This window comes from Mesorhizobium sp. M1004 (assembly GCF_040318795.1).
Classification (GTDB): Bacteria; Pseudomonadota; Alphaproteobacteria; order Rhizobiales; family Rhizobiaceae; genus Mesorhizobium.
In genome coordinates this window covers 265,705-288,548 of the sequence record NZ_JAMYNB010000005.1, presented here as the reverse complement: position 1 = coordinate 288,548, position 22,844 = coordinate 265,705, and the positions used below count along the sequence as shown (strand labels likewise).

At 62.2% G+C, this 22,844-nt stretch carries 21 protein-coding genes; 11 read left to right on the top strand and 10 right to left on the bottom strand.

Annotated features, from left to right (window positions below):
- Positions 1-2: 2 nt before the first annotated feature.
- Together NKH54_RS12965 and NKH54_RS12960 are read left to right on the top strand one after the other, a co-directional pair.
- Positions 3-611 carry a class I SAM-dependent DNA methyltransferase gene (locus tag NKH54_RS12965; RefSeq protein ID WP_023684924.1) on the top strand — a complete coding sequence of 203 codons (609 nt, stop codon included), beginning with the start codon at positions 3-5 and terminating at the stop codon, positions 609-611.
- A complete protein-coding gene (locus tag NKH54_RS12960) occupies positions 608-1,492 on the top strand; it encodes a DMT family transporter (RefSeq protein ID WP_353028348.1) in 885 nt (294 codons plus the stop codon). Before NKH54_RS12965 ends, NKH54_RS12960 begins: the two co-directional genes overlap by 4 nt.
- Before the next feature lie 20 nt (positions 1,493-1,512).
- Here the strand turns inward: NKH54_RS12960 and NKH54_RS12955 are convergent, their stop codons facing one another.
- Positions 1,513-2,454 carry a phosphoribosylaminoimidazolesuccinocarboxamide synthase gene (locus NKH54_RS12955; RefSeq protein ID WP_023700826.1) on the bottom strand — a complete coding sequence of 314 codons (942 nt, stop codon included), beginning with the start codon at positions 2,452-2,454 and terminating at the stop codon, positions 1,513-1,515.
- Positions 2,455-2,617: 163 nt separating this feature from the next.
- On the opposite strand from NKH54_RS12955, the gene NKH54_RS12950 reads away from it, so the two are divergent.
- Genes NKH54_RS12950 through NKH54_RS12940 form a run of 3 tightly spaced genes read left to right on the top strand, consistent with a single transcriptional unit; the run spans position 2,618 to position 4,748 of the window.
- A complete protein-coding gene (locus NKH54_RS12950) occupies positions 2,618-3,589 on the top strand; it encodes a DUF3592 domain-containing protein (protein WP_023700825.1) in 972 nt (323 codons plus the stop codon).
- 27 nt (positions 3,590-3,616) lie between these two features.
- Positions 3,617-4,138 carry a hypothetical protein gene (locus NKH54_RS12945; RefSeq protein ID WP_023700824.1) on the top strand — a complete coding sequence of 174 codons (522 nt, stop codon included), beginning with the start codon at positions 3,617-3,619 and terminating at the stop codon, positions 4,136-4,138.
- Between the two features lie 4 nt (positions 4,139-4,142).
- Complete coding sequence (locus NKH54_RS12940) at positions 4,143-4,748, top strand: hypothetical protein (protein WP_245259856.1); 606 nt, start codon at positions 4,143-4,145, stop codon at positions 4,746-4,748.
- 23 nt (positions 4,749-4,771) lie between these two features.
- On the opposite strand, the gene NKH54_RS12935 is transcribed toward NKH54_RS12940, so the two are convergent.
- From NKH54_RS12935 to NKH54_RS12915, 5 genes are all read right to left on the bottom strand, one after another.
- On the bottom strand, positions 4,772-4,978 hold the full coding sequence (locus NKH54_RS12935) for a type II toxin-antitoxin system HicB family antitoxin (RefSeq protein ID WP_023669048.1): 207 nt from the start codon (positions 4,976-4,978) through the stop codon (positions 4,772-4,774).
- Between the two features lie 102 nt (positions 4,979-5,080).
- Positions 5,081-5,245, bottom strand: a complete 165-nt coding sequence (locus NKH54_RS12930) for a hypothetical protein (protein ID WP_023700822.1) — start codon at positions 5,243-5,245, stop codon at positions 5,081-5,083.
- A 143-nt stretch (positions 5,246-5,388) separates the two neighbouring features.
- On the bottom strand, positions 5,389-6,015 hold the full coding sequence (locus tag NKH54_RS12925; RefSeq protein ID WP_352459409.1) for an ImmA/IrrE family metallo-endopeptidase: 627 nt from the start codon (positions 6,013-6,015) through the stop codon (positions 5,389-5,391).
- Positions 6,012-6,377, bottom strand: coding sequence for a hypothetical protein (locus NKH54_RS12920; protein ID WP_156951450.1), 366 nt, complete (start codon positions 6,375-6,377; stop codon positions 6,012-6,014). Before NKH54_RS12920 ends, NKH54_RS12925 begins: the two co-directional genes overlap by 4 nt.
- Before the next feature lie 90 nt (positions 6,378-6,467).
- Positions 6,468-10,232 carry a vitamin B12-dependent ribonucleotide reductase gene (locus NKH54_RS12915; protein WP_353028347.1) on the bottom strand — a complete coding sequence of 1,255 codons (3,765 nt, stop codon included), beginning with the start codon at positions 10,230-10,232 and terminating at the stop codon, positions 6,468-6,470.
- Positions 10,233-10,964: 732 nt separating this feature from the next.
- Here NKH54_RS12915 and gltX point away from each other — a divergent pair.
- Positions 10,965-12,338 (top strand): glutamate--tRNA ligase, encoded by a 1,374-nt coding sequence (gltX, locus tag NKH54_RS12910; protein WP_353028346.1) that lies wholly within the window; start codon positions 10,965-10,967, stop codon positions 12,336-12,338.
- Here the strand turns inward: gltX and NKH54_RS12905 are convergent.
- The gene (locus NKH54_RS12905) at positions 12,256-13,452 is read right to left on the bottom strand and encodes a DUF2865 domain-containing protein (protein WP_353028345.1); all 1,197 of its coding nucleotides are present in this window, start codon (positions 13,450-13,452) and stop codon (positions 12,256-12,258) included. The genes gltX and NKH54_RS12905 overlap by 83 nt on opposite strands.
- Positions 13,453-13,656: 204 nt before the next feature.
- Here NKH54_RS12905 and NKH54_RS12900 point away from each other — a divergent pair, with 204 nt between their 5' ends.
- Positions 13,657-14,277 (top strand): DUF1287 domain-containing protein, encoded by a 621-nt coding sequence (locus NKH54_RS12900; RefSeq protein ID WP_353028344.1) that lies wholly within the window; start codon positions 13,657-13,659, stop codon positions 14,275-14,277.
- A gap of 5 nt (positions 14,278-14,282) precedes the next feature.
- On the opposite strand, the gene NKH54_RS12895 is transcribed toward NKH54_RS12900, so the two are convergent.
- Both NKH54_RS12895 and NKH54_RS12890 read right to left on the bottom strand, forming a co-directional pair.
- Positions 14,283-16,607, bottom strand: a complete 2,325-nt coding sequence (locus tag NKH54_RS12895) for an NADP-dependent malic enzyme (protein ID WP_023699357.1) — start codon at positions 16,605-16,607, stop codon at positions 14,283-14,285.
- A gap of 159 nt (positions 16,608-16,766) precedes the next feature.
- Positions 16,767-17,546, bottom strand: a complete 780-nt coding sequence (locus NKH54_RS12890; protein WP_353028343.1) for an SDR family oxidoreductase — start codon at positions 17,544-17,546, stop codon at positions 16,767-16,769.
- A gap of 120 nt (positions 17,547-17,666) precedes the next feature.
- Here NKH54_RS12890 and NKH54_RS12885 point away from each other — a divergent pair, with 120 nt between their 5' ends.
- Positions 17,667-18,482 carry a UDP-2,3-diacylglucosamine diphosphatase gene (locus NKH54_RS12885; RefSeq protein WP_353028342.1) on the top strand — a complete coding sequence of 272 codons (816 nt, stop codon included), beginning with the start codon at positions 17,667-17,669 and terminating at the stop codon, positions 18,480-18,482.
- Between the two features lie 104 nt (positions 18,483-18,586).
- Positions 18,587-19,801 (top strand): MFS transporter, encoded by a 1,215-nt coding sequence (locus NKH54_RS12880; RefSeq protein ID WP_353028341.1) that lies wholly within the window; start codon positions 18,587-18,589, stop codon positions 19,799-19,801.
- Here NKH54_RS12880 and dgcA read toward each other — a convergent pair.
- A complete protein-coding gene (dgcA, locus tag NKH54_RS12875) occupies positions 19,772-20,755 on the bottom strand; it encodes an N-acetyl-D-Glu racemase DgcA (RefSeq protein WP_353028340.1) in 984 nt (327 codons plus the stop codon). The two genes, NKH54_RS12880 and dgcA, sit on opposite strands and share 30 nt — an antisense overlap.
- 77 nt (positions 20,756-20,832) lie before the next feature.
- Here dgcA and NKH54_RS12870 point away from each other — a divergent pair, with 77 nt between their 5' ends.
- Together NKH54_RS12870 and NKH54_RS12865 are read left to right on the top strand one after the other, a co-directional pair.
- A complete protein-coding gene (locus NKH54_RS12870) occupies positions 20,833-22,020 on the top strand; it encodes an MlaE family ABC transporter permease (RefSeq protein ID WP_023708615.1) in 1,188 nt (395 codons plus the stop codon).
- Between the two features lies 1 nt (position 22,021).
- Positions 22,022-22,840 (top strand): ABC transporter ATP-binding protein, encoded by an 819-nt coding sequence (locus NKH54_RS12865; protein ID WP_023694175.1) that lies wholly within the window; start codon positions 22,022-22,024, stop codon positions 22,838-22,840.
- The last annotated feature ends 4 nt before the right edge of the window (positions 22,841-22,844 follow it).

The following is a 22,844-nucleotide window of genomic DNA, read 5'->3' as shown; positions in this document are numbered from 1 at the left end:
AGATGACTGTGTTATCCGAGGATCTGGCGAAGAGCCGACAAACGATCAACGCCTATGAGGACTATGCCGAACGCTACGACGCTCTGGTGCGGCACGTTCCGAACCAAAGAGAACAGAAATGGCTGAAGCGCCTGGTGAAGATCGCCGGCAAAGGTGGCCGGATTCTGGAAGTCGGTTCGGGACCCGGATACGATGCGGACTTCGTCGAAGGGCTCGGTGTCCAGGTTCGGCGCACAGACGCAACGAAGCGGTTTCTCGAGTTGCAGGCCGCACGCGGCAAGCAGGGTGAGTTTCTCGATCTCGTCACCGACGATCTCGGCGGCCCCTACGACGCGGTGCTCGCATTGTGCGTCCTGATCCACGTGCCGCGCGAGCAGGCCGACCAGGTGCTTGCCAAGATTGCCGGGTCGCTGCGGCCGGGCGGCGCCTTCCTCGTCTCGATGCGCATTGGCGATGGCGAGAAGAGCGGCGAATATCATACGGTCTACTGGCGCAGGGACGACTTCGCGGCCCGCCTCGAAAACGCCGGGCTGGTCCTTGTCGGAGACGAATTCAACGTCGGCCGCGATCGCGAAGAGTGGACCACCTTTCTGGCTTTGAGGCCGTCATGACGCGCCGCGGACTGTTTTTGTTCGTGCTGCTCAGCCTCCTGTGGGGCATTCCCTATTTGTTGATCAAGCTGGCGGTTGCCGAGGTGTCGGTGCCCTTCCTGGTCTTTGCCCGAACAGCCGTCGGCGCCCTGGCGCTGCTGCCCTTCGTCCTTGTCCAGCGCAGTTTCGGATGGCTGAAGACACATTGGCGGGCGGTCGCCGCATTCTGTCTGGTCGAGATGATCCTGCCATGGGGGCTGATCACCCATGGCGAAGTCAGCATCGACAGTTCCACCGCCGGACTGCTGATTGCCATGACGCCGGCCGTAACCGTCGCGCTCTCAAAGCTGATGGGCTCGGATGAGCGGCTGGGGATACGCCGCTGGACCGGCCTTTTCCTCGGTTTTGCCGGTGTCTTCGTGCTGGCGCTGCCGACCTTGGGTGGCGGATTTCTCGCGGTCGTCGAGATTCTCATGGCCGCGGCCTGCTATGCCTCGGGTTCGATCATCGCGTCGCGCTGGCTGAACGATGTGCCGGCAACCTCGCTGACGGCAGTCTGTCTGGCAGGGGCCGCGCTGATCTACGCTGTGCCGGCGGCGTTGGCCTGGCCGGCGGCCATGCCGTCGACAACGGTGGTTGGCGCAATCCTCGGTCTTGGCGTGTTTTGCACGGCGATTGCCTTCGCCACCTACTTCCTGCTGGTGCGGGAGATCGGCCCCGAACGGGCGGTCGTCATCACCTATGTGGCGCCCGCCGTCTCCGTGGCAGCCGGCGTGCTCGTCCTTTCGGAGCCGCTCGATATCGGCATTGTCGCGGCCTTCGCGCTCATCCTGTGCGGATCATATCTCGGCACGTGGCGCGATCCGCCAGAACCGTCCGCGTCCGCGACCTCGGCAAGTTGACCGGCGGCCGCCAGCCGCCGTCAGAAATAAGGGCGCAGGTTCTCGCGAATGCGGTCCAGCACCGTCTTTCCCGAGATATCGGCGGTGAAGGTCTTGCCGGTGATGGTCTCAAAGGCCTGCGTATAGACACGCGACGTCTGCTCGATGAGTTCGGCGGGGATTTTCGGAATACGATCCTTGTAGGGATCGCAGCGCGCGGTCACCCAGGCGCGAATAAAGTCCTTGTCGAAACTTTGCGGCCGCTCGCCTGCCTTGAAGCGCTCCTCATAGCTTGCCGCAAGCCAGTAGCGGCTGCTATCGGGCGTATGGATTTCATCGGCAAGGATGATGGTGCCATCCTTGTCCGTGCCGAACTCGTATTTGGTGTCGACCAGGATCAGGCCGCGCTTAGCGGCCAGCGCCTTGCCGCGCGCAAACAGCGCCAGCGCATAGCGCGAGACTGTGTCCCATTGCTCTTCCGACAACAGGCCGCGCGTCAAAATCTCGTCGCGCGTCAAGGGCTCGTCATGGCCGCCATCGAGCGCCTTGCTGGTCGGCGTGATGATGGCCTGCGGCAGCTTCTCATTGTCGCGCAGTCCGTCCGGCAGGCGGATGCCGTACATATCGCGTTCGCCGTTCTTGTATTTCGTCAGCACCGAAGTGCTGGTGGTGCCGGCGAGATAGTCGCGAACGACGATTTCCACCGGCAGAATGTCGAGCCTGGTGCCGACGACGACATTGGGGTCGGGATAATCGAGCACATGGTTTTGGCAGATATCCGCCGTTTCCTCGAACCAGTAGCGCGCCGTCTGCGTCAGCAGCTCTCCCTTGAGCGGTATTGCGGTCAGGATCACATCGAAGGCGCTCAGCCGGTCGGTGGCGATGATGATGCGACGGCCATCCGGCAGATCGTAATTCTCGCGGACCTTGCCTTTATAGTGGTTCGGGAGTTCCGGAATGAAGGCATCCGAGAGAACGCGCAGTGCTGTCATCCTGGTCTCGTGGCTCCTAACAGTTTGGGCGACTCTTAACAAAGTTGAGGGGGCTTCGATACCCGAGGAAGGGCGGTTCGTCCTTTGCGAATAATCAAGACATTGCCTTCGCCGTGCTATCTATTTGTAGCTTCCGGCACTCCTGGGGGACGCGGTGGACGTAGAGCTCAAATTTCTGATTGTCGGATTTGCCTGCGCGATCGCGGGCGGTCTGTCGTTCATCACCTTCGTCAAATGGCGCGAGGTGCAGGCGATGAGCCACTGGCTGCCGGCGCCGGGCAAGATCATCTCGTCGCGCGTCGAGGCGCGCGAAGTCAGAAGGTCGGGCGTCGGCTCGGACAGCAGCGACACCACCGAGATGCGCAATTTTCCGGCGGTCACCTTCGAATACAAGGTCGGTAAAAAGAAATTTCAAAGCTCGCGCTACAGCGTGAAGGAGAATCTGGGGAATTTCGAAGTCACCGAAACCTTGGCGCAGTTTCCCACCGGCGCTGAAGTGACCGTCTTCTACAATCCGGCCGATCCGGGCAAGGCCGTGATCGAACGCACCCTGCCGGACGGCGCCTTCAAGTTCATGGTCAAGCTCTCGGCCGGGCTGGTGATCGGCACGGTGGTGCTGGTGTTTTCGCTCGGTGGCGTGCTGGAGGCGATCCGGCCGCACCTGCCCAAGCCGCAGAACCTCGGCGCCGGAGCGCTGCTGCTGTTCATGGGCCTGATGATCCTGCGCATGGCCTTCGTCCAGAAGTCGCTTGCCGAGCAGGCGGCAAAATGGCCGGTCGCCCCCGGCCGCATTGACTCCTCGGGCCTGCAGACGCTGCGAAACTACAGCAGCCATCGACGCTGGAGCACCGTCTTCAAATCCCGCATCGTGTACAGCTACGGCGTCGCAGGCCAGCACTACACCTCAGACCGCGTCACCTTCGGCGCCACGGTCACCGCTTCAATGCCCGGCCTCGTCAGCGGCCAGGCGCGCAGCTATGCCGAGGGCGGCAAGGTCGACGTGCATTACGACCCAGCCAACCCCGCCTCGGCAGTGCTCGAATGCAGGGTGCGCGGGCTTTGGCTGCTGTGGGTCTGTTCGGCCGCGTTTTTGGGCGGCGCGGCTTGGCTGGTCGGTTTTATCTGAGGCGCCACTTTCATGACGAGACATCCAATGATCGTTCGCAGGCTGGCCGTCGTTTGCCTGGCTCTGCTCGGCGCCGTGCAGGCAGCGAGCGCAAAGGAATGTCTGCTCAGCCACGCCACCTATCGCGAGCCGCGTTCGGGCGCGGTGTTGCAATTCCGGCCGCTAGACAATGAGCCGGCGGCACTGACGGCCGAAGTGTTTTCGGTGACCGTGCCCAACACCGACACGCGCTTGCCGGCCGACATCGCCTGGACCAATGGCAAAAATTCGTTTCCGCTCGGCACCATCCGCCACGCCTGCACCGACGACGACCGCGAAGCGGGGCTGGAGGATGGCAGCGGTCTCTGCCGGATATGGATGGGCCAGGTCTATGCCTTGACCGGAGGCGGCGCCGAGCAGCTGAATTCGCGCGAAGCGACACCGGCGCCGAAAGGGCTGTTGCTGCCCGATTTCGGCGCGGGCTTCACCGAATTTGCCGATTTCGCCAATGCCAATCCGGACGGCTCGGCGTGGGACGCCTTCACATTGACAGGATGCAGCGATGAATAGCGCCATGAGACCGATTGTCTGGATCTGCACGCTGTTTGCCTCGGCGACGATATCAGCCGCAGCGCGGGCGGACGAGCCGGCGCCATCGCGCCCGCCGATCGACAAATGCGTCTGGGAAAAAATGGCCGACAAGACGGTTGGGCTGGCCGCCTGGGTGCAGCGCTGCGATTTCGGTTTTCGCCAGATCCACTTCGAATTCGTCGGCAACGCGCTCGCCATCAAATACAGCGATGGCGGCGCGCCCGATCCGCTGGTCGAGGTGTTCGACATCAAATCAGGCGAAACCGCCGAGGCCGCGGTGTTGCGCCTGTTGCTGGAAAAGACCGACAAATCAGTCAGCGCCCGCTGCGTGCTGACGCCCTACACCGAGGGCACCGTGCCCGCGGGCGTCAAACGCTACACATTCAGCCCCGATGCTGCCTATGCGAAAGAGCTGAAGGCGCTAGCCAATGACGAAGTTCCCGAACCGCCCTGCGGCGACTGGGGCGAAATGCCGGATGGTATTCAGTATTTCGAGGCGCCGGCGGGTGAGGGGCGGAGGGTGCTGTTCGTTCGGGCGGGGCAGGACGAGCCGCTGTTCGACGATCAGACGCTGCGGGTGCCGGGATAGGATGTTGTCCTGAAGGCTACCGCTTATGCCTCTACGTATTCCGCGAGACTGATTCCTTTGGGCACCTCCAGCCCATCGGCACGCAAGCCCTCGATGTGAAAGCGTATAGCGTCGCGAATTTCGATTTCTACTTCTGGCACGGTAGCACCAGTTGCGATGCAGCCGGGTAGGTCCGGCACATAGGCAGAGAAATTGTTGCCTGCTTTTTCAATCACCACCGCGTAACGCATATAGTCACTCCTTCAAACCGGACTGCTTGAGGCGCCTGGCGCAATTTCCTCAAACGGCTTGCCGGCCGCGGTGACGCGCCCGGCAAACTTCGCCTATCAATGTTACTTCTTGCGCGGCGGTTCGTTCTTGGTGTCCCCGTAGCCGGGCTTGGGGACACGCTCGACTGTGGTCGTGTTCGGGCGGCGCTCGGCTTCTTTCACAGAAATGAATTGGCCGCTCTTTGAGCTTCGTCCAATGTCGAAAGTCTTACGTTCATTGGTGGCCATTTGGGTATCTTTCCTCTGTGTTGCCAGAGCTACCTCGACTCCGAGAACCGACTCCCCATATGATAACCTTGCTAGAGGAGATGGGATTTCGATCTCGTCGCCCCGCGTAGGCTCCGGCCTGTTCGCGGTATCCAAAGCCGGCTCTAACGAGCCGGCTTTGGTATTTCTGCGGCTTTGCTTTGCATTCCTGTAATTGCCGTCTTGACCTGATGCGGAATTATATGTGGCTCTGAGATGCCAAGATTTTGGAGGCGTTTCTCGGCGGCTGTCCTACTCACAGCAAAGAACGGCATGATTTCCAAAACGTCGGTGAAGTCACGAATTAGAGTCTCCGGCATAAGAAAACCGGCGGCAAACGCGTTAGCTTGCCATTCTGCGCTCGCGTACGCAGGTAACTCTTTCATCTGAGAATATCGCCTAGGGGCTCGATCAAGGGGAACGGCCGATTTGTGAAGAACCAAATGCCCTAGCTCATGGGCCACAGTCCACCTGCCGCGGCCTTCAAAGTTCGCGGCGGATTGATACGTTGTGCCTGACAAGACAACGCAAGGCGGATCAAATTCGGTATACCCTTCCGCTCCGTCCATCAGGTGGTCATCTTTGACAACTAGTGCGAAATCGCCAAAAAGCCGGGGCATTTCATTTTCAAGGACACTAACCATATCAGGTGCTTGGCAAGTAGTGCCTATGCGAAGTGCTTGGCGCCATGCCGCTGCTAATATCTCGATCTCAGCGCGACTCTTGGCGGATACGCAATAGTCATGACTCATCTGTCATCTCCTGGGAGTTCTGCGTCCAGTTTTCGTATCTCGTCTGGGGACATCTTGTTGATCTTCCTAAATAACCTTCTAGCAAGAGCTGCGCGTTCTTTGTTTATTGGCGTAAAGCGAATAACGTTAATGCGGGCATCTGCGAGGGCCTGTAGGTGCTTTCTCGTAACGATGTCCAATTTCAACCAGTTTCCAAAGTTTTCTACGTACCCCTCTGGAACTTGTTTTCCCCCAGTCTCGACAGCGGAGATAAATGACGGCGAACACTTGAACTCCTTTGCTTGATCAATCATCCGCAACCTTCGTGCCATTCTGATTTCCCGGCATGCGGACCCAAATGCCGTCAGAGTTTTTTCGACCATCTTTATGTTTCCCTATCTTTTTCACCTGTAGGTGAAACTCTCCCTCAAAAAACCTCTCTGCCGCGTTGGCGGCAGAGAGGTTCGTTCGTGTCAACTGCACCCGCTCGTCGAACCACAAGTATCGCACTTCTCGCAGGTGCCGTTCCGCACCATGGTGAAGTTGTGGCATTCCGAGCATTCGTTGCCGGTGTAGCCTTGCATCAAGGATTGCTGACGCCGCGTAGAGGCAAGCGCCTTTGCCTCGGCCGCTTCTTTCGCTGCTTCGTCGGTGAACAACCCGGTGGGATCGGCTGCCTCCTCGGAAACAATATCTTCGACCAGTTCCTTGGCTCGCTCCTCATAGTCGCGCTTGTAGGCGATGGCTTCGTCGCTTGCTGGTTTAAGCGCCAGCACGTTGGAGCCTGAGAACGCAGTTGGAGTGACCCGGGCAGGGGCCGCGGCAGGCGATCCGGCAAAACCCTTGGGTTCGCCACCTAAGCCAGACACCAACTTGACCGGCGAGGCGCCGCGGGTAAGGCCCTTCGAGAACGGCGTCGCCTTGCCTTCGTTGATGCCGCGTCCGAGCGCCGTCTTGTCGAAATCCGACTGGTCGACATGGGCGAGGTCGTGGCGGCCGAGATAGGACACGGCGAGCTCGCGGAACACATAATCGAGGATCGACGTCGCATTCTTGATGGCGTCATTGCCCTGCACCATGCCGGCCGGCTCGAATTTGGTGAAGGTGAAGGCCTCGACAAATTCCTCGAGCGGCACGCCATATTGCAGGCCAAGCGAGATGGCGATGGCGAAGTTGTTCATCATCGCCCGGAAAGCGGCGCCTTCCTTATGCATGTCGATGAAGATCTCGCCGATGCGGCCGTCATCGAATTCGCCCGTGCGCAGGTAGACCTTGTGGCCGCCGACGACTGCCTTCTGGGTGTAGCCCTTGCGGCGGTTCGGCAATTTTTCGCGGTCGCGGTAGAGGCGTTCGATGACGCGCTCGACGATCTTCTCGGTGACCTGCACGGCACGCTGTGAAGCGGGCGCCGCGATCAACTGCTCGACCGCATCGTCCTCGTCATCCTCGCTGTCAGCGAGCAGCGACGAATTCAGCGGCTGCGACAGCTTCGAACCGTCGCGGTAGAGCGCGTTGGCCTTCAGCGCCAGCTTCCACGACAGCATGTAGGCGCCCTTGGCGTCTTCCACCGTCGCATCGTTGGGCATGTTGATGGTCTTGGAGATGGCGCCGGAGATGAAGGGCTGTGCCGCCGCCATCATCTGGATGTGGCTGTTGATGGACAGCGAGCGCTTGCCGATCTTGCCGCACGGGCTGGCGCAGTCGAACACCGCCAGATGCTCGGCCTTGAGGAAGGGCGCGCCTTCCAGCGTCATCGCACCGCAGACATGGATGTTGGCGGCCTCGATGTCCTTCCTGGAGAAGCCCAGCGCCGGCAGCATCTCGAACGAGAAGTCGTTGAGCTGCTCATCGGTGAAGCCGAATGTCTCCTTCACCCAGTCGGCGCCCAGCGTCCACTGGTTGAAGACGAACTTGATGTCGAAGGCCGACTTCAGTGCTGCGTTAAGCGCCGCGATCTTGTCATCGGTAAAGCCCTTCGCCTTGAGCGAGCCGGGGTTGACCGCCGGCGCCTGGTTCATGTTGCCGTGACCGACCGCATAGGCCTCGATCTCGGCGATCTGGCTTTCTGAGTAACCCAGCGTGCGCAGCGCTTCCGGCACGGCGCGATTGATGATCTTGAAATAGCCGCCGCCGGCAAGCTTCTTGAACTTCACCAGCGCGAAGTCGGGCTCGATGCCGGTGGTATCGCAATCCATGACCAGGCCGATCGTGCCGGTCGGCGCAATCACGGTCGCCTGCGCATTGCGGTAGCCATGCTCTTCGCCGAGTTCGATGGCGCGGTCCCAGGCAGCCTTGGCGTGCGTGGCCAATTCCTGCTGCTTCAGGTCGGACGCGACCAGCGGCACCGGATTAACGGCGAGCTTCTCGTAGCCCTGTTTCTCGCCATAGGCGGCACGGCGATGGTTGCGCATGACGCGCAGCATGTTCTGCGCGTTACGGTCGTAGTCGGCGAAGGCGCCGAGCTCGCCGGCCATCTCGGCCGAGGTTGCATAGGCGACGCCGGTCATGATGGCGGTGAGTGCTGCGCAGATGGCGCGGCCCTCGTCGGAATCGTAGGGAATGCCGGACGTCATCAGCAGGCCGCCAATGTTGGCATAGCCGAGGCCGAGCGTGCGGTATTCGTAGGACTGCTTGGCGATCTCCTTCGACGGGAACTGCGCCATCATCACCGAGATTTCGAGGACGACGGTCCACAGCCGCACCGTGTGCTCATAGGCGGCGATGTCGATCGTGCCGTCGGCGTTGCGGTAGGGGAGCAGGTTGATCGAGGCCAGGTTGCAGGCCGTGTCGTCGAGGAACATGTATTCCGAGCACGGATTGGAGGCCCGGATCGCACCGGCCGAAGCGCAGGTGTGCCAGTCGTTCATCGTCGTGTTGAAATGCAGGCCCGGATCGGCCGAAGCCCAGGCGGCGTAGCCGATCTTTTCCCAGAGGTCGCGTGCCTTCAGCGTCTTCAGCACCTTGCCGTCCTTGCGGGCGGTCAGATGCCAGTCGGCGTCGTCCTCGACGGCGCGCAGGAAGTTGTCCTTCAGCGACACCGAATTGTTGGAGTTCTGGCCGGAAACGGTGAGGTAGGCGTCGGAATCCCAGTCGGTGTCGTAGGTCTTGAACGACATCGCGGTGTAGCCCTGCTTGGCGAACTGGATGACGCGGTAGATGTAGTTCTCCGGCACGGCCGACTTCTTGGCCGCCTTGATCTCGCGCTTCAGCGCGGTGTTGATCGACGGGTCGAAGCAATCGTCATCATGGCCTTCGCAATTGATGCAGGCCTTCATGATCGCTTCGAGATGTTTTTTCACGATCTTGGAGCCGGTGACCAGCGACGCCACCTTCTGCTCTTCATTGACCTTCCAGTCGATGAATTCCTCGATATCGGGATGGTCGGCGTCGACAATGACCATCTTGGCCGCACGACGCGTGGTGCCGCCCGACTTGATGGCGCCCGCCGCGCGGTCGCCGATCTTGAGGAAGCTCATCAGGCCGGACGAACGGCCGCCGCCCGACAGCTTTTCGCCTTCGCCGCGCAGCATCGAGAAATTGGAGCCGGTGCCCGAGCCATATTTGAACAGACGCGCTTCACGCACCCACAGGTCCATGATGCCGCCTTCGTTGACGAGATCGTCCTGCACGCCCTGGATGAAGCAGGCATGCGGCTGCGGATGCTCGTAGGAGGACTTCGACTTGGTCAGCTTGCCGGTAAACGGGTCGACATAATAGTGGCCCTGGCTCGGACCATCGATGCCGTAGGCCCAGTGCAGGCCGGTATTGAACCATTGCGGCGAGTTCGGCGCAACGCGCTGGGTGGCGAGCATATAGGCGAGTTCGTCGCGGAAGGCGCTGGCGTCTTCTTCCGACTTGAAGTAGCCGCCCTTGTAGCCCCAATAGGTCCAGGTGCCGGCCAGCCGGTCGAAGACCTGGCGGGCGTCGATTTCGGAACCGTAGCGCTCGGCTTCCGGCAGCTTGGCAAGCTCGGCCTCGTCGGCGACGGAGCGCCACAGGAAGGAGGGGACGTCGTTCTCCTCGACCTTCTTCAGGCGCGCGGGCACGCCGGCCTTGCGGAAATACTTCTGCGCCAGGATGTCGGCGGCAACCTGCGAGAACTGCGCCGGCACATCGATATTGTCCAAGCGGAACACCACCGAGCCGTCCGGATTCTTGATCTCCGAAAGCGCCTTGCGGAATTCGATCTCCGCGTAAGCTGATTGGCCTGGCTTGGTGAAACGACGCTCGATGCGCATTGGTCCGGTCCCTTTTGCCTATATATAGCGCTTTTCCCCAGGGATTTCTGCCCCCAATGCGAAACGCGCATGTCCGCCGTCTGCCGGCGTTCGAAAACACCGGCTCTCCTAGTCGCAGTCTTCGTCGCCTTGCTGGTCGAGCTTCTTGCGAAGCCGCTGTTCCAACTCTGCGCCGAACCCTGCGGGTCCCTCAAAACTGAATTTTTCCTCGATTCCCTCGACCGAGGGAAATTCACACTATCTAGCGTCGAACCTGCCTGCAAACACTAAATATAGTGTTAACAGACAATTTATTCCAGTCCGACAAATCTACCTTTTCGCTCCCGAAGCCCCCACGATCCAACGCTTCCGCCAGCCTCGTAAACAGGCGGAAATCATGGCCAAAACGCACAAAATCCGGGAAAAATGACCGGGCTCGAAACTCTCCGGTCGCGCCCTCAACAAGAGCACATGGCACATAAAAGGCGACTCGGTTTGCGTCGTCAAGGATTCGTTTGCGTAGCTTTTGTGACCCCAACATCTTGTGTGTCACATATGTGGATAACGGGGACAAAAAGCGGCTGATGAAAGCCCGATTCTGCCGGCGTGGACCGCTGGTGAGCGGTTCACCCGAGACAGGCCCGGCCGGATTCTGGCTCACAGCCTTTTCATTTTAGCTGGCGTGCATTATGTCTTTGGCGTCGCGCGGGGGCGCGTCTTGTCAATTCCAAGAGCATCCGTTACGCCCCGTCCATGACAGTTACCGTCCGTTTTGCCCCCTCACCAACCGGCCGCATTCATATCGGCAATGCCCGCACCGCCTTGTTCAACTGGCTGTTTGCCATGAACAACAAGGGCCGTTTCATCCAGCGCTTCGACGACACAGACATTGCCCGCTCGAGGCAGGAATTTTCCGACGCCATCCTCTACGACCTGCACTGGCTGGGGATTTTCCCCGATGCCACCGAATACCAGTCGCGGCGCTTCGAAACTTACGACGCGGCGGTGGAGCGGCTGCAAAGGGCCGGCGTTGTCTATCCCTGCTACGAGACCCCCGAAGAACTCGACCTGCGCCGCAAGGTGCGCCGCACGCGCGGCCTGCCGCCGGTCTATGGCCGCGAGGCGCTGGCGCTTTCGCAGCAGCAGATCGCCGAATACCGCTCCGATGGCCGCCGGCCGCACTGGCGCTTTCTGCTGCCGAATTTCACCAGCGATCCGCTGCAGCCCGAACGCACCGAAATCCACTGGAACGATCTGGTGCGCGGCGAGGAAACCGTCGATCTGGCCTCACTGTCCGATCCGGTGCTGCGGCGCGAGGACGGCACTTATCTCTACACGCTGCCTTCGGTCGTCGACGACATCAAGATGGGGGTCACTCATGTCATTCGCGGCGACGACCACGTCACCAACACCGGCGTGCAGATCGCGCTGTTCAAGGCATTGGGCGCCGAGCCGCCTGTCTTCGGCCACCACAATCTCTTGACCACGGCCTCGGGCGAGGGCCTGTCGAAGCGCAGCGGTGCGCTGTCGATCGAAAGCCTGCGCGAGGAGGGCATCGAACCGATGGCTGTGGCTTCGCTGGCCGTCCTTGTCGGCACCTCGGAAAATGTCGCAGCGGTGCATGACATGCCGGCACTGGCCGCGCGCTTCGATGCCGCCGCCACGTCGAAATCGGCGGCCAAATTCGACCCGGACGAGCTGTTCGTGCTCAATCGTGCGCTCATGCACCACATGCCGTTTTCCGAGGCGCGGGATCGGCTGATCGTGCTCGGCATCTCCGGCGACAAGGCCGAGCCGTTCTGGCTGGGGGTGCGCGGCAATCTCGACCGGCTGAGCGACGCGGTCGGCTGGTGGCGCATCCTTGCCGACGGCCCGCAGCCCGCGCCGGAATTTTCCGACGAGGATCGCGACTTCCTGCAGCAGGCCTTCGACCTGTTGCCGGAAGAGCCGTGGACCGGTACGGTCTGGAAAGACTGGACGGCCAGGATCAGGGAAGCCAGCGGCCGCAAGGGCAAGGCGCTGTTCATGCCGCTCAGGCTGGCGCTTACCGGACTTGCTTCCGGGCCGGAGCTTGCAGATCTATTGCCGCTGCTGGGTCGGGAAGGAACGCTGGCCCGACGACCCTGACCTTGCGCTGGTCCGGCGGGATCAGCGACACCGGCGACACCACCGGCTTGACGGCAAGGCGCTTGATGGCGGCGCGGTCGAGCCCGCCTTGTACGTTCGCCAGCGTCTCCGGATCCGCGCCCGGATCGGGTTTGGCCGCCGGCACCGGAATGAACGGCGTGGTCTCAATATCGGGCTGAAACTGCTCGGGCGGTGGCGGGTTACCGCCGATGATCTCGAAATTTCCGGCCTGCGCGTTGCAGCCACATGCCTGCGGCCGCGACTGGTTGGGTTGTTTGTAGAGATAAGCGGTAGGCAACTCGCTGTAGGGCCTCCCGGTCACCGACGACGTCATGTTGGCCGAATCGTCTTCCATGCCGCGCGAATAGAACACCTGCATTTCGGTGCCGGGGCAGCTCGATTCGCAATTCTTCTGGTCGCGCTCGAAATCGCCGAGCGAAGCCGAGTTCGACATCGGGAAGAAATAGCCGTCGCAGGTGCGCACGCAGCTCGTATGGAACTCGCCGCCGACCGTCGGGAAATCCGGCACGCCGGGCTGATTGAGCACCCGGCGCACATTGCGCTCCTCGCCGGGATCATCGGGCTGATCGAGCGTGTCGATCTGCCGGTTGCCGCCGAAAAGCTGGTCGAACAGATCGCCGTCGTCGGGTTCGCGGCTGGCTTCCTGCAGCGGCTCCCGGCGCGGCGCGGGCTCGTCACGGCAGCCATTGGCGTCGAGCGCGGCCAGGATGCGGCCGCGGTCGCGCCGCGAGCCGCCGCCGGCAAGCTGCGCGCGCTTGGCTTGCAACGCATCGAGATTGGCGTTCATGCGATCGATGCTGCTGTTCAGCGCAGCACATTGGCTGACATTGCGCGAAAACAGCGAAAACCCGCAATTCGCATCGCTCGCACGACCGCGCACCTTTGATAGCTGTTCGAACTGGCGGGAGATGGCCTTGTCATACTTCCGCACCATGCTGGAATTGCCGCCGCCATTCGATGAAGAAGCAAGCTCGGCTTCCAGTTGACGGCAAACGCGGGAGGCGGCCTGCGGTTCAGTGGTGGCGACGGCCGAAAGCACAAGCGCGCCGAGCAGCGCAGCCAGATGCTTCAGCCTCCATCGTCCGCCCGTCATTGGCCGAAACCCCGCTTGCCTGCCTGTCTACCGGATTCGCGGTTAACCGTTCCCTCAATCTACAACCAAAGATGGTCTTAGCCCATAGACGCGTTGCAGGAGGCGTTTGGGTAGAGCGGCAACTGTGCGATCTCACCGCTGCATGAAAAAGGCGCAATCGCCCCGGAATTATCCCACGATCCAGCAATGCCCCGGGGAGCTGGCATGATCGCGATTACCCGTCGAACCGCGCTGCAGTTCGGTCTGTTGTGCCTGGCGGCGCCCGCCGCCCGGGCGCAGGAAAATCCAGCCGCTCCGGGCTGGCGCAGCAAATTGGTCGAAGCCGCGCGTGAGCAGATCGGCGTCACCACCTTCTACGACCCGGCCTATGTCCGCCTCGGCTATCCCGGCGGCGACGTCGCGCCGGATAGGGGCGTGTGCACGGATGTCATCGTGCGCGCCTATCGCCGCGCCTTCCATCTCGACCTGCAGAAACTGGTGCATGAGGATATGGCCGCCAATTTCGCCGCCTATCCCAAGACCTGGGGCCTGAAAGCGACCGACCGCAACATCGACCACCGACGGGTCGGCAATCTTGCCGCTTTTTTCGGGCGCAAGGGAGTTTCCTTGGCCGTAAGCGAGGATCCTGCCGACTTTCAGCCGGGCGATCTTGTCACCCAGATGCTGCCCGGCAACCTGCCGCACATCGTCATCGTCTCATCCGAACGCTCGGCGGACGTGCCGGAACGAGCGCTGGTCATCCACAATATCGGGTCGGGCGCCCGCGAGGAGGACACGCTGTTTGCCTTCAAGCAGACCGGGCATTACCGTTTCGTGCCTGCCTGACGGAGTCAGCTGAAATCAACCACCGCCTGCGCCTTGTGCGCCGCCTCGACCACCGCCAACGCCGTCATGTTGACGACGCCGCGCGAGGTCACCGACGGGGTCAAGATATGCGCCGGCTTGTCGGTCCCAAGCAGGATCGGGCCCACATGCAGCGCATCCATCATCGTGCGTAGCGCGGTCAGCGTGATGTTGGCGGAGTCGAGGTTGGGGAACACCAGGAGATTGGCTTCGCCCTTCAGCCGCGAATGCGGATAGACGCGCTGGCGCAGATGCTCCGACAGGGCTGAATCGGCATGCATCTCGCCATCGCATTGCAGGTCGGGCGCAACGCGCGCCAGGATCGCCGCCGCCTGCCGCATCTTCAGCGCGCTGGGAGAATCGCGCGAGCCGAAATCCGAATGCGACAGCAGCGCTGCCTTCGGCTCGATGCCGAAGCGCTGGATTTCCTCGGCCGCCAGAATGGTCATTTCGGCGATCTCCTCGGCCGTCGGGTCGACCGAGACATGGGTGTCGGTGAGGAAGATGATGCCGCGTTGCGAGATCAGCATCGACAGCGTCGACAGGTCGCGGTCCTTGACGCCCGCGCGTGGTCCGATGACCAGCGTCACATTGCGCAGATGCCGCTCGAAACGGCCCTCGAGGCCGCAGATCATGGCGTCGGCATCGCCGCGCTTCAGCGCCAGCGCGGCAATCACCGTATTGTCGGTGCGCACCATGGTGCGCGCGGCCTCCGTCGTCACGCCGCGCCGGCCGGCAAGCTCGATCAACAGGTCGACATAATGGCGGTAGCGCGGATCGTCTTCCGGGTTGATCAGGCCGAAATCGACGCCCGGCTTGATACGCAGGCCGTAGCGCTTCAGCCTGACCTCGATGACATGCGGGCGGCCGATCAGGATCGGCTCGGCAATGCCTTCCTCCAGCACCACCTGGGCTGCGCGCAGCACGCGCTCGTCCTCGCCGTCGGCATAGATGACGCGCTTGGCGGTGGACGCCTTGGCCGACGAAAACACCGGCTTCATCACCAGGCCGGAGCGGAAGACGAAGCGGTTGAGCTGGTCGATATAGGCGGCGAAGTCGGTGATCGGCCGGGTCGCGACGCCGGTGTCGCAGGCAGCCTTGGCCACCGCCGGCGCGATGCGCAGGATCAGGCGGGGATCGAAGGGCGAGGGGATAAGGAAGTCGGGTCCGAAGATCGGCGTCTCGCCGGAATAGGCGCGGGCGGCGACGTCGGATGGTTCCTCGCGGGCAAGGGCAGCAATTGCCCTGACCGCGGCCATCTTCATCTCCTCGTTGATGGCGCTGGCGCCGCAGTCCAGCGCACCGCGGAAGATGTAAGGAAAACAAAGCACGTTGTTGACCTGATTGGGGAAATCGGAACGGCCGGTGCAGATCATCGCGTCGGGACGAGCGGCGCGCGCGACCTCCGGCATGATCTCGGGATTGGGGTTGGCCAGCGCCAGGATCAACGGCTTAGGCGCCATATGATCAAGCAGTTCCGGCTTCAGCACGCCGGCGGCCGACAGGCCGAGAAAAACGTCGGCGCCAGGGATCACATCGGCCAGCGTGCGCGCCTCGGTGTCCTTCACATAGGGGTCTTTCCAGCGATCCATCTCGTCGGTGCGGCCCTTGTAGGCGACGCCGAAGCGGTCGGTGACCCAGATATTCTCTACCTTGGCGCCAAGCGAGACCAACAGGTTGAGGCAGGCGAGCGCTGCCGCACCGGCGCCTGAGGTGACGATCTTGATGTCGGAAATGGTCTTGCCGGCGAATTCCAGCCCGTTGAGCACGGCGGCGGCGACGATGATGGCGGTGCCATGCTGGTCGTCATGGAAGACGGGAATGCCCATGCGGGCCTTCAACTGCGCCTCGACCTCGAAGCATTCGGGCGCCTTGATGTCCTCGAGATTGATGCCGCCGAAAGTTGGCTCCAGCGCCGAGATCGTCTCGACCATGCGCTCTATGCCCGGCGCATCGATCTCGATGTCGAAGACGTCGATGCCGGCGAATTTCTTGAACAGCACCGCCTTGCCTTCCATCACCGGCTTGGAGGCGAGCGGGCCGATATTGCCGAGGCCGAGAACGGCCGAGCCGTTGGAGACGACGCCGACCAGATTGGCGCGCGCCGTGTAGTCGGCGGCGGTCGCCGGATTGTCGCGGATTTCGAGGCAGGGGGCGGCAACACCAGGCGAATAGGCCAGCGCCAGATCGCGCTGGTTGCCGAGCGGCTTGGTTGCCTGAATCTCGAGCTTTCCCGGCCTTGGATGCTTGTGGAAGTAGAGGGCGGCTTCGTCGAGGTCCGAACGTGCCGTTTTCTTGTTCTCGCCTTCCATGCGGCCGCTCCCTCAAACCTGCTTTGCAGCCTTTTAGCACGCAAAAATGGTTTTTCGCGACGCCAAATAACGCAAGGGCGGCTAAAACAACCGGGGCCGAAAAGACCGAATTATTTCAAACGGTTGCGCGGAAATCCTGCTGAGGATGCACTGAGCCCTTCAGAACGCGCTGACATAGAGGCCGCCATCGACCGGGATGTTCTGGCCGGTGAGATAACCGGCATGGACCGAGCACAGAAAGGCGCAGATCTGGCCGAACTCTTCCGGCGTGCCGAGCCGCTTGGCCGGAACGTCGGCGCTGATGCGGGTCTTGCGCGCTGCGGCCGCTGCCGGGTCTTCCATCGTGCCGGCCTCATGCGGGCCGCGCAGCCGGTCGGTGTCGAGCTTGCCCGGCAGCAGGCTGTTGATGGTGACGTTGCGGTCGATCACCGTGCGCGCCACGCCGGCCAGGAACGAGGTCAGCCCGGCTCGCGCGCCGGACGACAGATCGAGGCCGGGAATCGGGACGTAGACCGACAGCGAGGTGATGTTGACGATGCGGCCGAAGCCGCGCTTGGCCATGCCGTCGATCACGGCCTGCACCAGTTCGATCGGCGTCACCATGTTCTGCGTCACGCCTTCGAGGATCTTTGCGCGGTCGAGTTCGCGGAAATCGCGCAAGGGCGGGCCGCCATTGTTGTTGACCAGGATATCCGGGTCGGGGTAGGCGGCAAGGAGCGCGTTCTGCACGTCGGGTTTCGAGACGTCGCCGACGATCTCGGTCACCTTCACGCCGTAGCGTTCGCGCAGTTCGGCTGCGGTTTTTGCCAGCAGCTCGGCATTGCGGCCGTTGACGACGAGATCGCAGCCGGCCTCGGCCAGCGCCAAGGCGCAGCCGCGGCCCAGCCCTTTGCTCGATGCGCAGACGATCGCCTTCTTGCCCTTGATGCCCAGATCCATGACGATTTTCTCCTGTGAATGGCGCGGCACGCTAGCCCTTTGGCTGGCCCAATCGCAACCGTCATACGGTTGTTGCATGAATCGGGGCATAGCCTGCGCGAAAGCAACGGTGACGATCTGATGTCCGGTACAGAAACCCGCACTTTCCGCAGCATGTTCATATCCGACCTGCATCTCGGATCGAAGGCGGCCAAGGCCGAGTTCCTGATCGATTTCCTGCGGTATCACGACGCCGATATCATCTATCTCGTCGGAGACATCGTCGACGGCTGGCGTCTGCGGCGCAGCTGGCATTGGCCGCAGAGCCACAATGACGTCGTCCAGAAACTGCTGCGCAAGGCGCGCAAGGGCACCTCGATCACCTATATCGCCGGCAATCACGACGAATTCGCGCGCCAGTTCCAAGGCGTGCATTTCGGCGGCATCGTCGTTGCCGACCGCGCCATCCACGAAACCGCCGATGGCAGGCGCCTGCTGGTCATCCATGGCGACCAGTTCGACACCGTCGTCCACAATGCACGCTGGCTTGCCTATCTCGGCGATTACGCCTATGACGCGGCGATGCTGGTCAACCGCGCGGTGACGAGGCTGCGCCACCTGCTTGGGCTTCCCTACTGGTCGTTCTCGTCCTGGGCCAAGGTCAAGGTCAAGAACGCGGTCAACTTCATCGGCTCGTTCCAGACGGTGCTGACCGAGGAGGCCCGCCGCTCGCATGTCGACGGCGTCATCTGCGGCCACATCCATCACGCCGCCATCGAGACTTATGAGGATGTGCAGTACATCAACACCGGCGACTGGGTAGAGAGCTGCACGGCGGTGGTCGAACATTTCGACGGCAAGATGGAGATCATCCACTGGGCGCTGGTGCTGCCCGAAGTACCGGACGAGCCGTTCATCCCCTTGCTGATCGAAGACAGGGTCGTCGAAGCGGCATAACCCTCCTGTTAATCGACTGGTCCAGGCAGTTTCGGACCGCTTTCGCGCATGTTAAGGGATCGATCTGCGTTGCAGCCCTTTGTGCAGCGTAATTGGATCGATTCATGTCGCTGCCGCCGCTCTCGCCCGAACAACTCGTCAAGCCGCGCCATTTCGAACTGCGCATGAGTCTGATCTTCGCGACATTATTCGTGTCGCTGGGAACGCATGTGCCTTATTTCCCGCTGTGGCTGCATGCCCAGGGTTTCCACGCCGAGCAGATCGCCATCATCCTGGCGGCGCCGATGTTCCTGCGCGTGGTGACGACGCCGCTGCTGACCGCGCTGGCTGACCGGGCGAAGGACAGGGCCGATGTCTATATCGCGCTGGTGGCCGCGACGATGGTGCTTTCCGCCGGCTATTTCCTCAACCCGACCTACGCCATGGTGCTTGCCGTATCGCTGGCGCTGACGGTGGTGTGGACGCCGCATTCGCCCATCGCCGATTCGCTCGCGCTGTCGGGTGTGCGCCGCTTCGGCTCGAACTACACCGCGATGCGCAAATGGGGCTCGATATCCTATCTCTGCGCCAATGTCGCAGGCGGCTTTATCCTGGCCTGGACGAGCCCGCAGGCCGTGCCGGTAATCATCTTTGCGGCATTGTCTGCCGCGCTCGTCGCCGGATTGCTGGCGCCGCGGCTTGGCCGCCCGCGCCGCGCTTCGCCGCTATCTGCCGCCGACATCCAGCATCAGGCGCCGAGCCTTCTCAATCCGTATTTCCTCTATTTCACCCTCGGCGTCGGCATCATCACCGCCAGCCATGCCTTCCTCTACGGCTTTGTCTCCATTTACTGGAAATCGGTCGGCATCAGCGATTCCGTCGTTGGCCTGCTGTGGGCCTGGGGCGTGGTGGCCGAGGTCTGCATGTTCGTGTTTTTCGACCGTATTTTTGCCTCCGTCTCGGTCGTCGGGGTGATGTTGATCGCCGGCGTCGGCTCCATCGTGCGCTGGATCGCCTTTCCGCTGATCTGGCCACTCGGGCTTGGCGTCGCCGGCTTCTTCGGCGTCCAGACCCTGCATTCGGTGTCGGTGGCGATGGTGTTGATCGGCCTGCAGAAGATGATCGGCGAAACGGTTTCGGAAGAACGCACGGGTGCGGCGCAAGGCATTGCCTATTTCTTCAACGGCTTCTTCATGGCGGCGGTGACGCTGGCGTCCGGCCCGCTTTATGAGCGCTACGGCGTCGACGGCTTCCTGGCGATGATCCCGATCGCCATCGTCGGCCTGGCGCTGATCGGGCTCGCTGCGCGTTCAGCCCCACAGCATCCTGTCAGGCGGTGACACCAGCGACCCGTGGTACACGAGGCCGGGCTGGCGGTCGCGGGCAAGCAGCAGCGGACCGTCGAGGTCGACGAAGTCGGCGCCTTGCGCCAAAAGCACTGCCGGCGCCATCGCCAGCGACGTGCCGACCATGCAGCCGACCATCACGCCGAATCCCAGCTCCCAGGCGCGGTCGCGAAGGGTAAGGGCGGCGGTTAGGCCGCCGGATTTGTCGAGCTTGATGTTGACGGCGTCATAGAGGCCGACAAGCGCTTCGAGGTCCTTCGCCTCGTGGACGCTTTCGTCTGCGCAGATCGGCACCGGATGCGCGATGTGGCGCAGGATGGCATCATGGCCGGCGGGAAGCGGCTGTTCGATCAGGGCTATCCCATGTTCGGCGGCGAAAGCGAGATTCTCGATGATGTTGGCATCGGTCCAGCCTTCATTGGCGTCGAGGATGATGCGGCTGTCGGGCGCCGCTTCGGTCACGGCGCGGATGCGGGCCAAGTCGTTGTCGCCGCCGATCTTGACCTTGAGCAGCGGCCGTCCGGCATTGGCGCGGGCTTGCGCCGCCATCGCCTCCGGCTCGCCCAGCGACAGCGTGTAGGCCGTCACCAGCGCCGACAAGGGCACAGCGTGGATGGCGTCTGCGACCGCAACGCCGCTGATCTTCGCCTCCAGGTCCCACAAGGCGCAATCGATGGCGTTGCGGGCAGCACCCGCCGGCATCGCATCGAGCAGGTCCTTGTGGCTGATGCCGCCTTCTATCTGCCGGCGCATGGCCTCGATGGCGTCGCGCACCCCCTCCATGGTCTCGCCATAGCGCTTGTAGGGGACGCATTCGCCCCATCCGCGATTGTCCCCATCGCTGATCGTGCAGGTAATGACTTCGGCTTCGGTCTTCGACCCGCGCGAGATGGTGAAGGTGCCCGCAATGGGAAAACGCTCGGCCTCAACCGAAATGACACGCGCCATAATTTTCTGCTCCGGCTATGCGACAACGCGTCGTCGGCAAATCGACAGGTACGACCCGTCAGGCTAAACAGGACGCCATGTTGACCATCGGCAAACGCGACGCAAGCGGCAACGCCGCCAAGGAGGCCGACCACCAGCCCCGCGTTGCGGTCGGCGAGGAGGGCGGCGTCCTCGGCTGCGCTTTCTCCGGCATCTGGACGACGACGACAGTGGCGCTGATCGACGCCGAGATGCGCAAGATCGAGCAGCGCAAAGGCTTCCAGACGCTCGCTTTGGATCTTTCCCACATCGAGAAGATGGACACCGCCGGCGCCTGGCTGATCGATCGCCTGGTCAGCGTCTTCGAAAAGAAGGGTGTCGAGATCAAGATGCAGGGGCAAAGCGATGTCGCCTCGATCCTGCTCGGTGCCGTTGGCGAAGCTGTCCGGCGCGAGCCCGAATCGCGCGGCGTCCGGCGCCCCAACATCATCCTCCGCGGGCTGGAGGCGGTCGGCCGCCGCATCTATGAGATGCGCGACGATTTCCTCGCCTCGATGAACATCCTCGGCGCCACCATCGGCGGCGCCCAGATGAAGCTCGGGCGCGGCCATGCCATCAATCCGGCGGCGATCTTCAACCAGATCGATCGCATGGGGGTCGGCGCCATCCCCGTGGTGGTGCTGATGTCGGCGATCGTCGGCGCCATCGTCGCCCAGCAGGGCGCCTACCAGCTCAATTATTTCGGCGCCAACATTTTCGTTGTCGATCTGGTCGGCGTGCTGATCCTGCGCGAACTCGGCGTGCTGATGACCGCCATCATGATCGCCGGCCGCTCCGGCAGCGCCATCACCGCCGAGATCGGCTCGATGAAGATGCGCGAGGAGGTCGACGCGCTGAAGGTCATCGGCCTCAACCCGATCGGCGTGCTGGTGTTTCCGCGCCTGGTGGCGCTGGTGATCGCGCTGCCCTGTCTCACCATCGTCGCCAATTTTGCCGCTCTTGGCGGCGGCATCCTCGCCGCCTGGCTTTATTCCGGTATTGCGCCGACGGCCTTCATCGACCGGCTGCGCGGCGCGATCGATATCAGCACCATCTTCGCCGGGCTGATCAAGGCGCCGTTCATGGCCATGATCATCGGCACCATTGCTTCCGTTGAAGGCATGAAGGTCGGCGGCAGCGCCGAATCGCTGGGTCTGCACGTCACCGCCTCGGTGGTGAAGTCGATCTTCGTCGTCATCATCCTCGATGGCCTTTTCGCCATCTTCTACGCATCGATCGAGTTCTGACATGATGCGCAGAAACTCAAAGGCGACCAAGGCTATGCAGGGAACGGGCGAAAGCGATATCGTGCTGTCGGTGCGCGACATCACCGTTGCCCTGGACGACAAGCTGATCCTCGACAAACTGGCGCTCGACATCAAGCGCGGCGAAATCCTCGGTTTCGTCGGCGCCTCGGGCGCCGGCAAATCGGTGCTGCTGCGCACGATTCTCGGCCTGCTGCACAAGCAGTCCGGCACGATCAAGCTGTTTGGCCTCGACCTCGAAAAGGCCAGCGACATCGAACGGTTGCGCATCGATATGCGGCTTGGCGTGCTTTTCCAGCACGGCGCCCTGTTTTCGGCGTTGACCGTGCAGGAAAACGTGCAGGTGCCGATGCGCGAATATCTCGATCTGCCGAAGAAGCTGATGGACGAGCTGGCCTTGCTCAAGATCGAACTGGTCGGCCTGCCGCCGGACGCCGCGCAAAAATTTCCCTCGGAGCTTTCGGGCGGCATGATCAAGCGCGCCGCCCTGGCGCGGGCGCTGGCGCTCGACCCCGACATCGTCTTCCTCGACGAGCCGACGTCCGGCCTCGACCCGATCAGCGCGTCCGAATTCGACGAATTGGTGGTGAAGTTGCGCGATACGATGGATCTGACGGTCTATATGGTGACGCACGATCTCGACACGCTGTTTACCGCTTGCGACCGCGTGGCGGTGCTCGGCAACAAGAAAATCCTGGTCGAAGGCACGATCGACGACATGCTGAAAAGCGAAGAACCGTGGGTCAAATCCTATTTCCGCGGAAAACGCGCTCGGCAACTTGATCTTGCCGCGCGCGCATAGACAT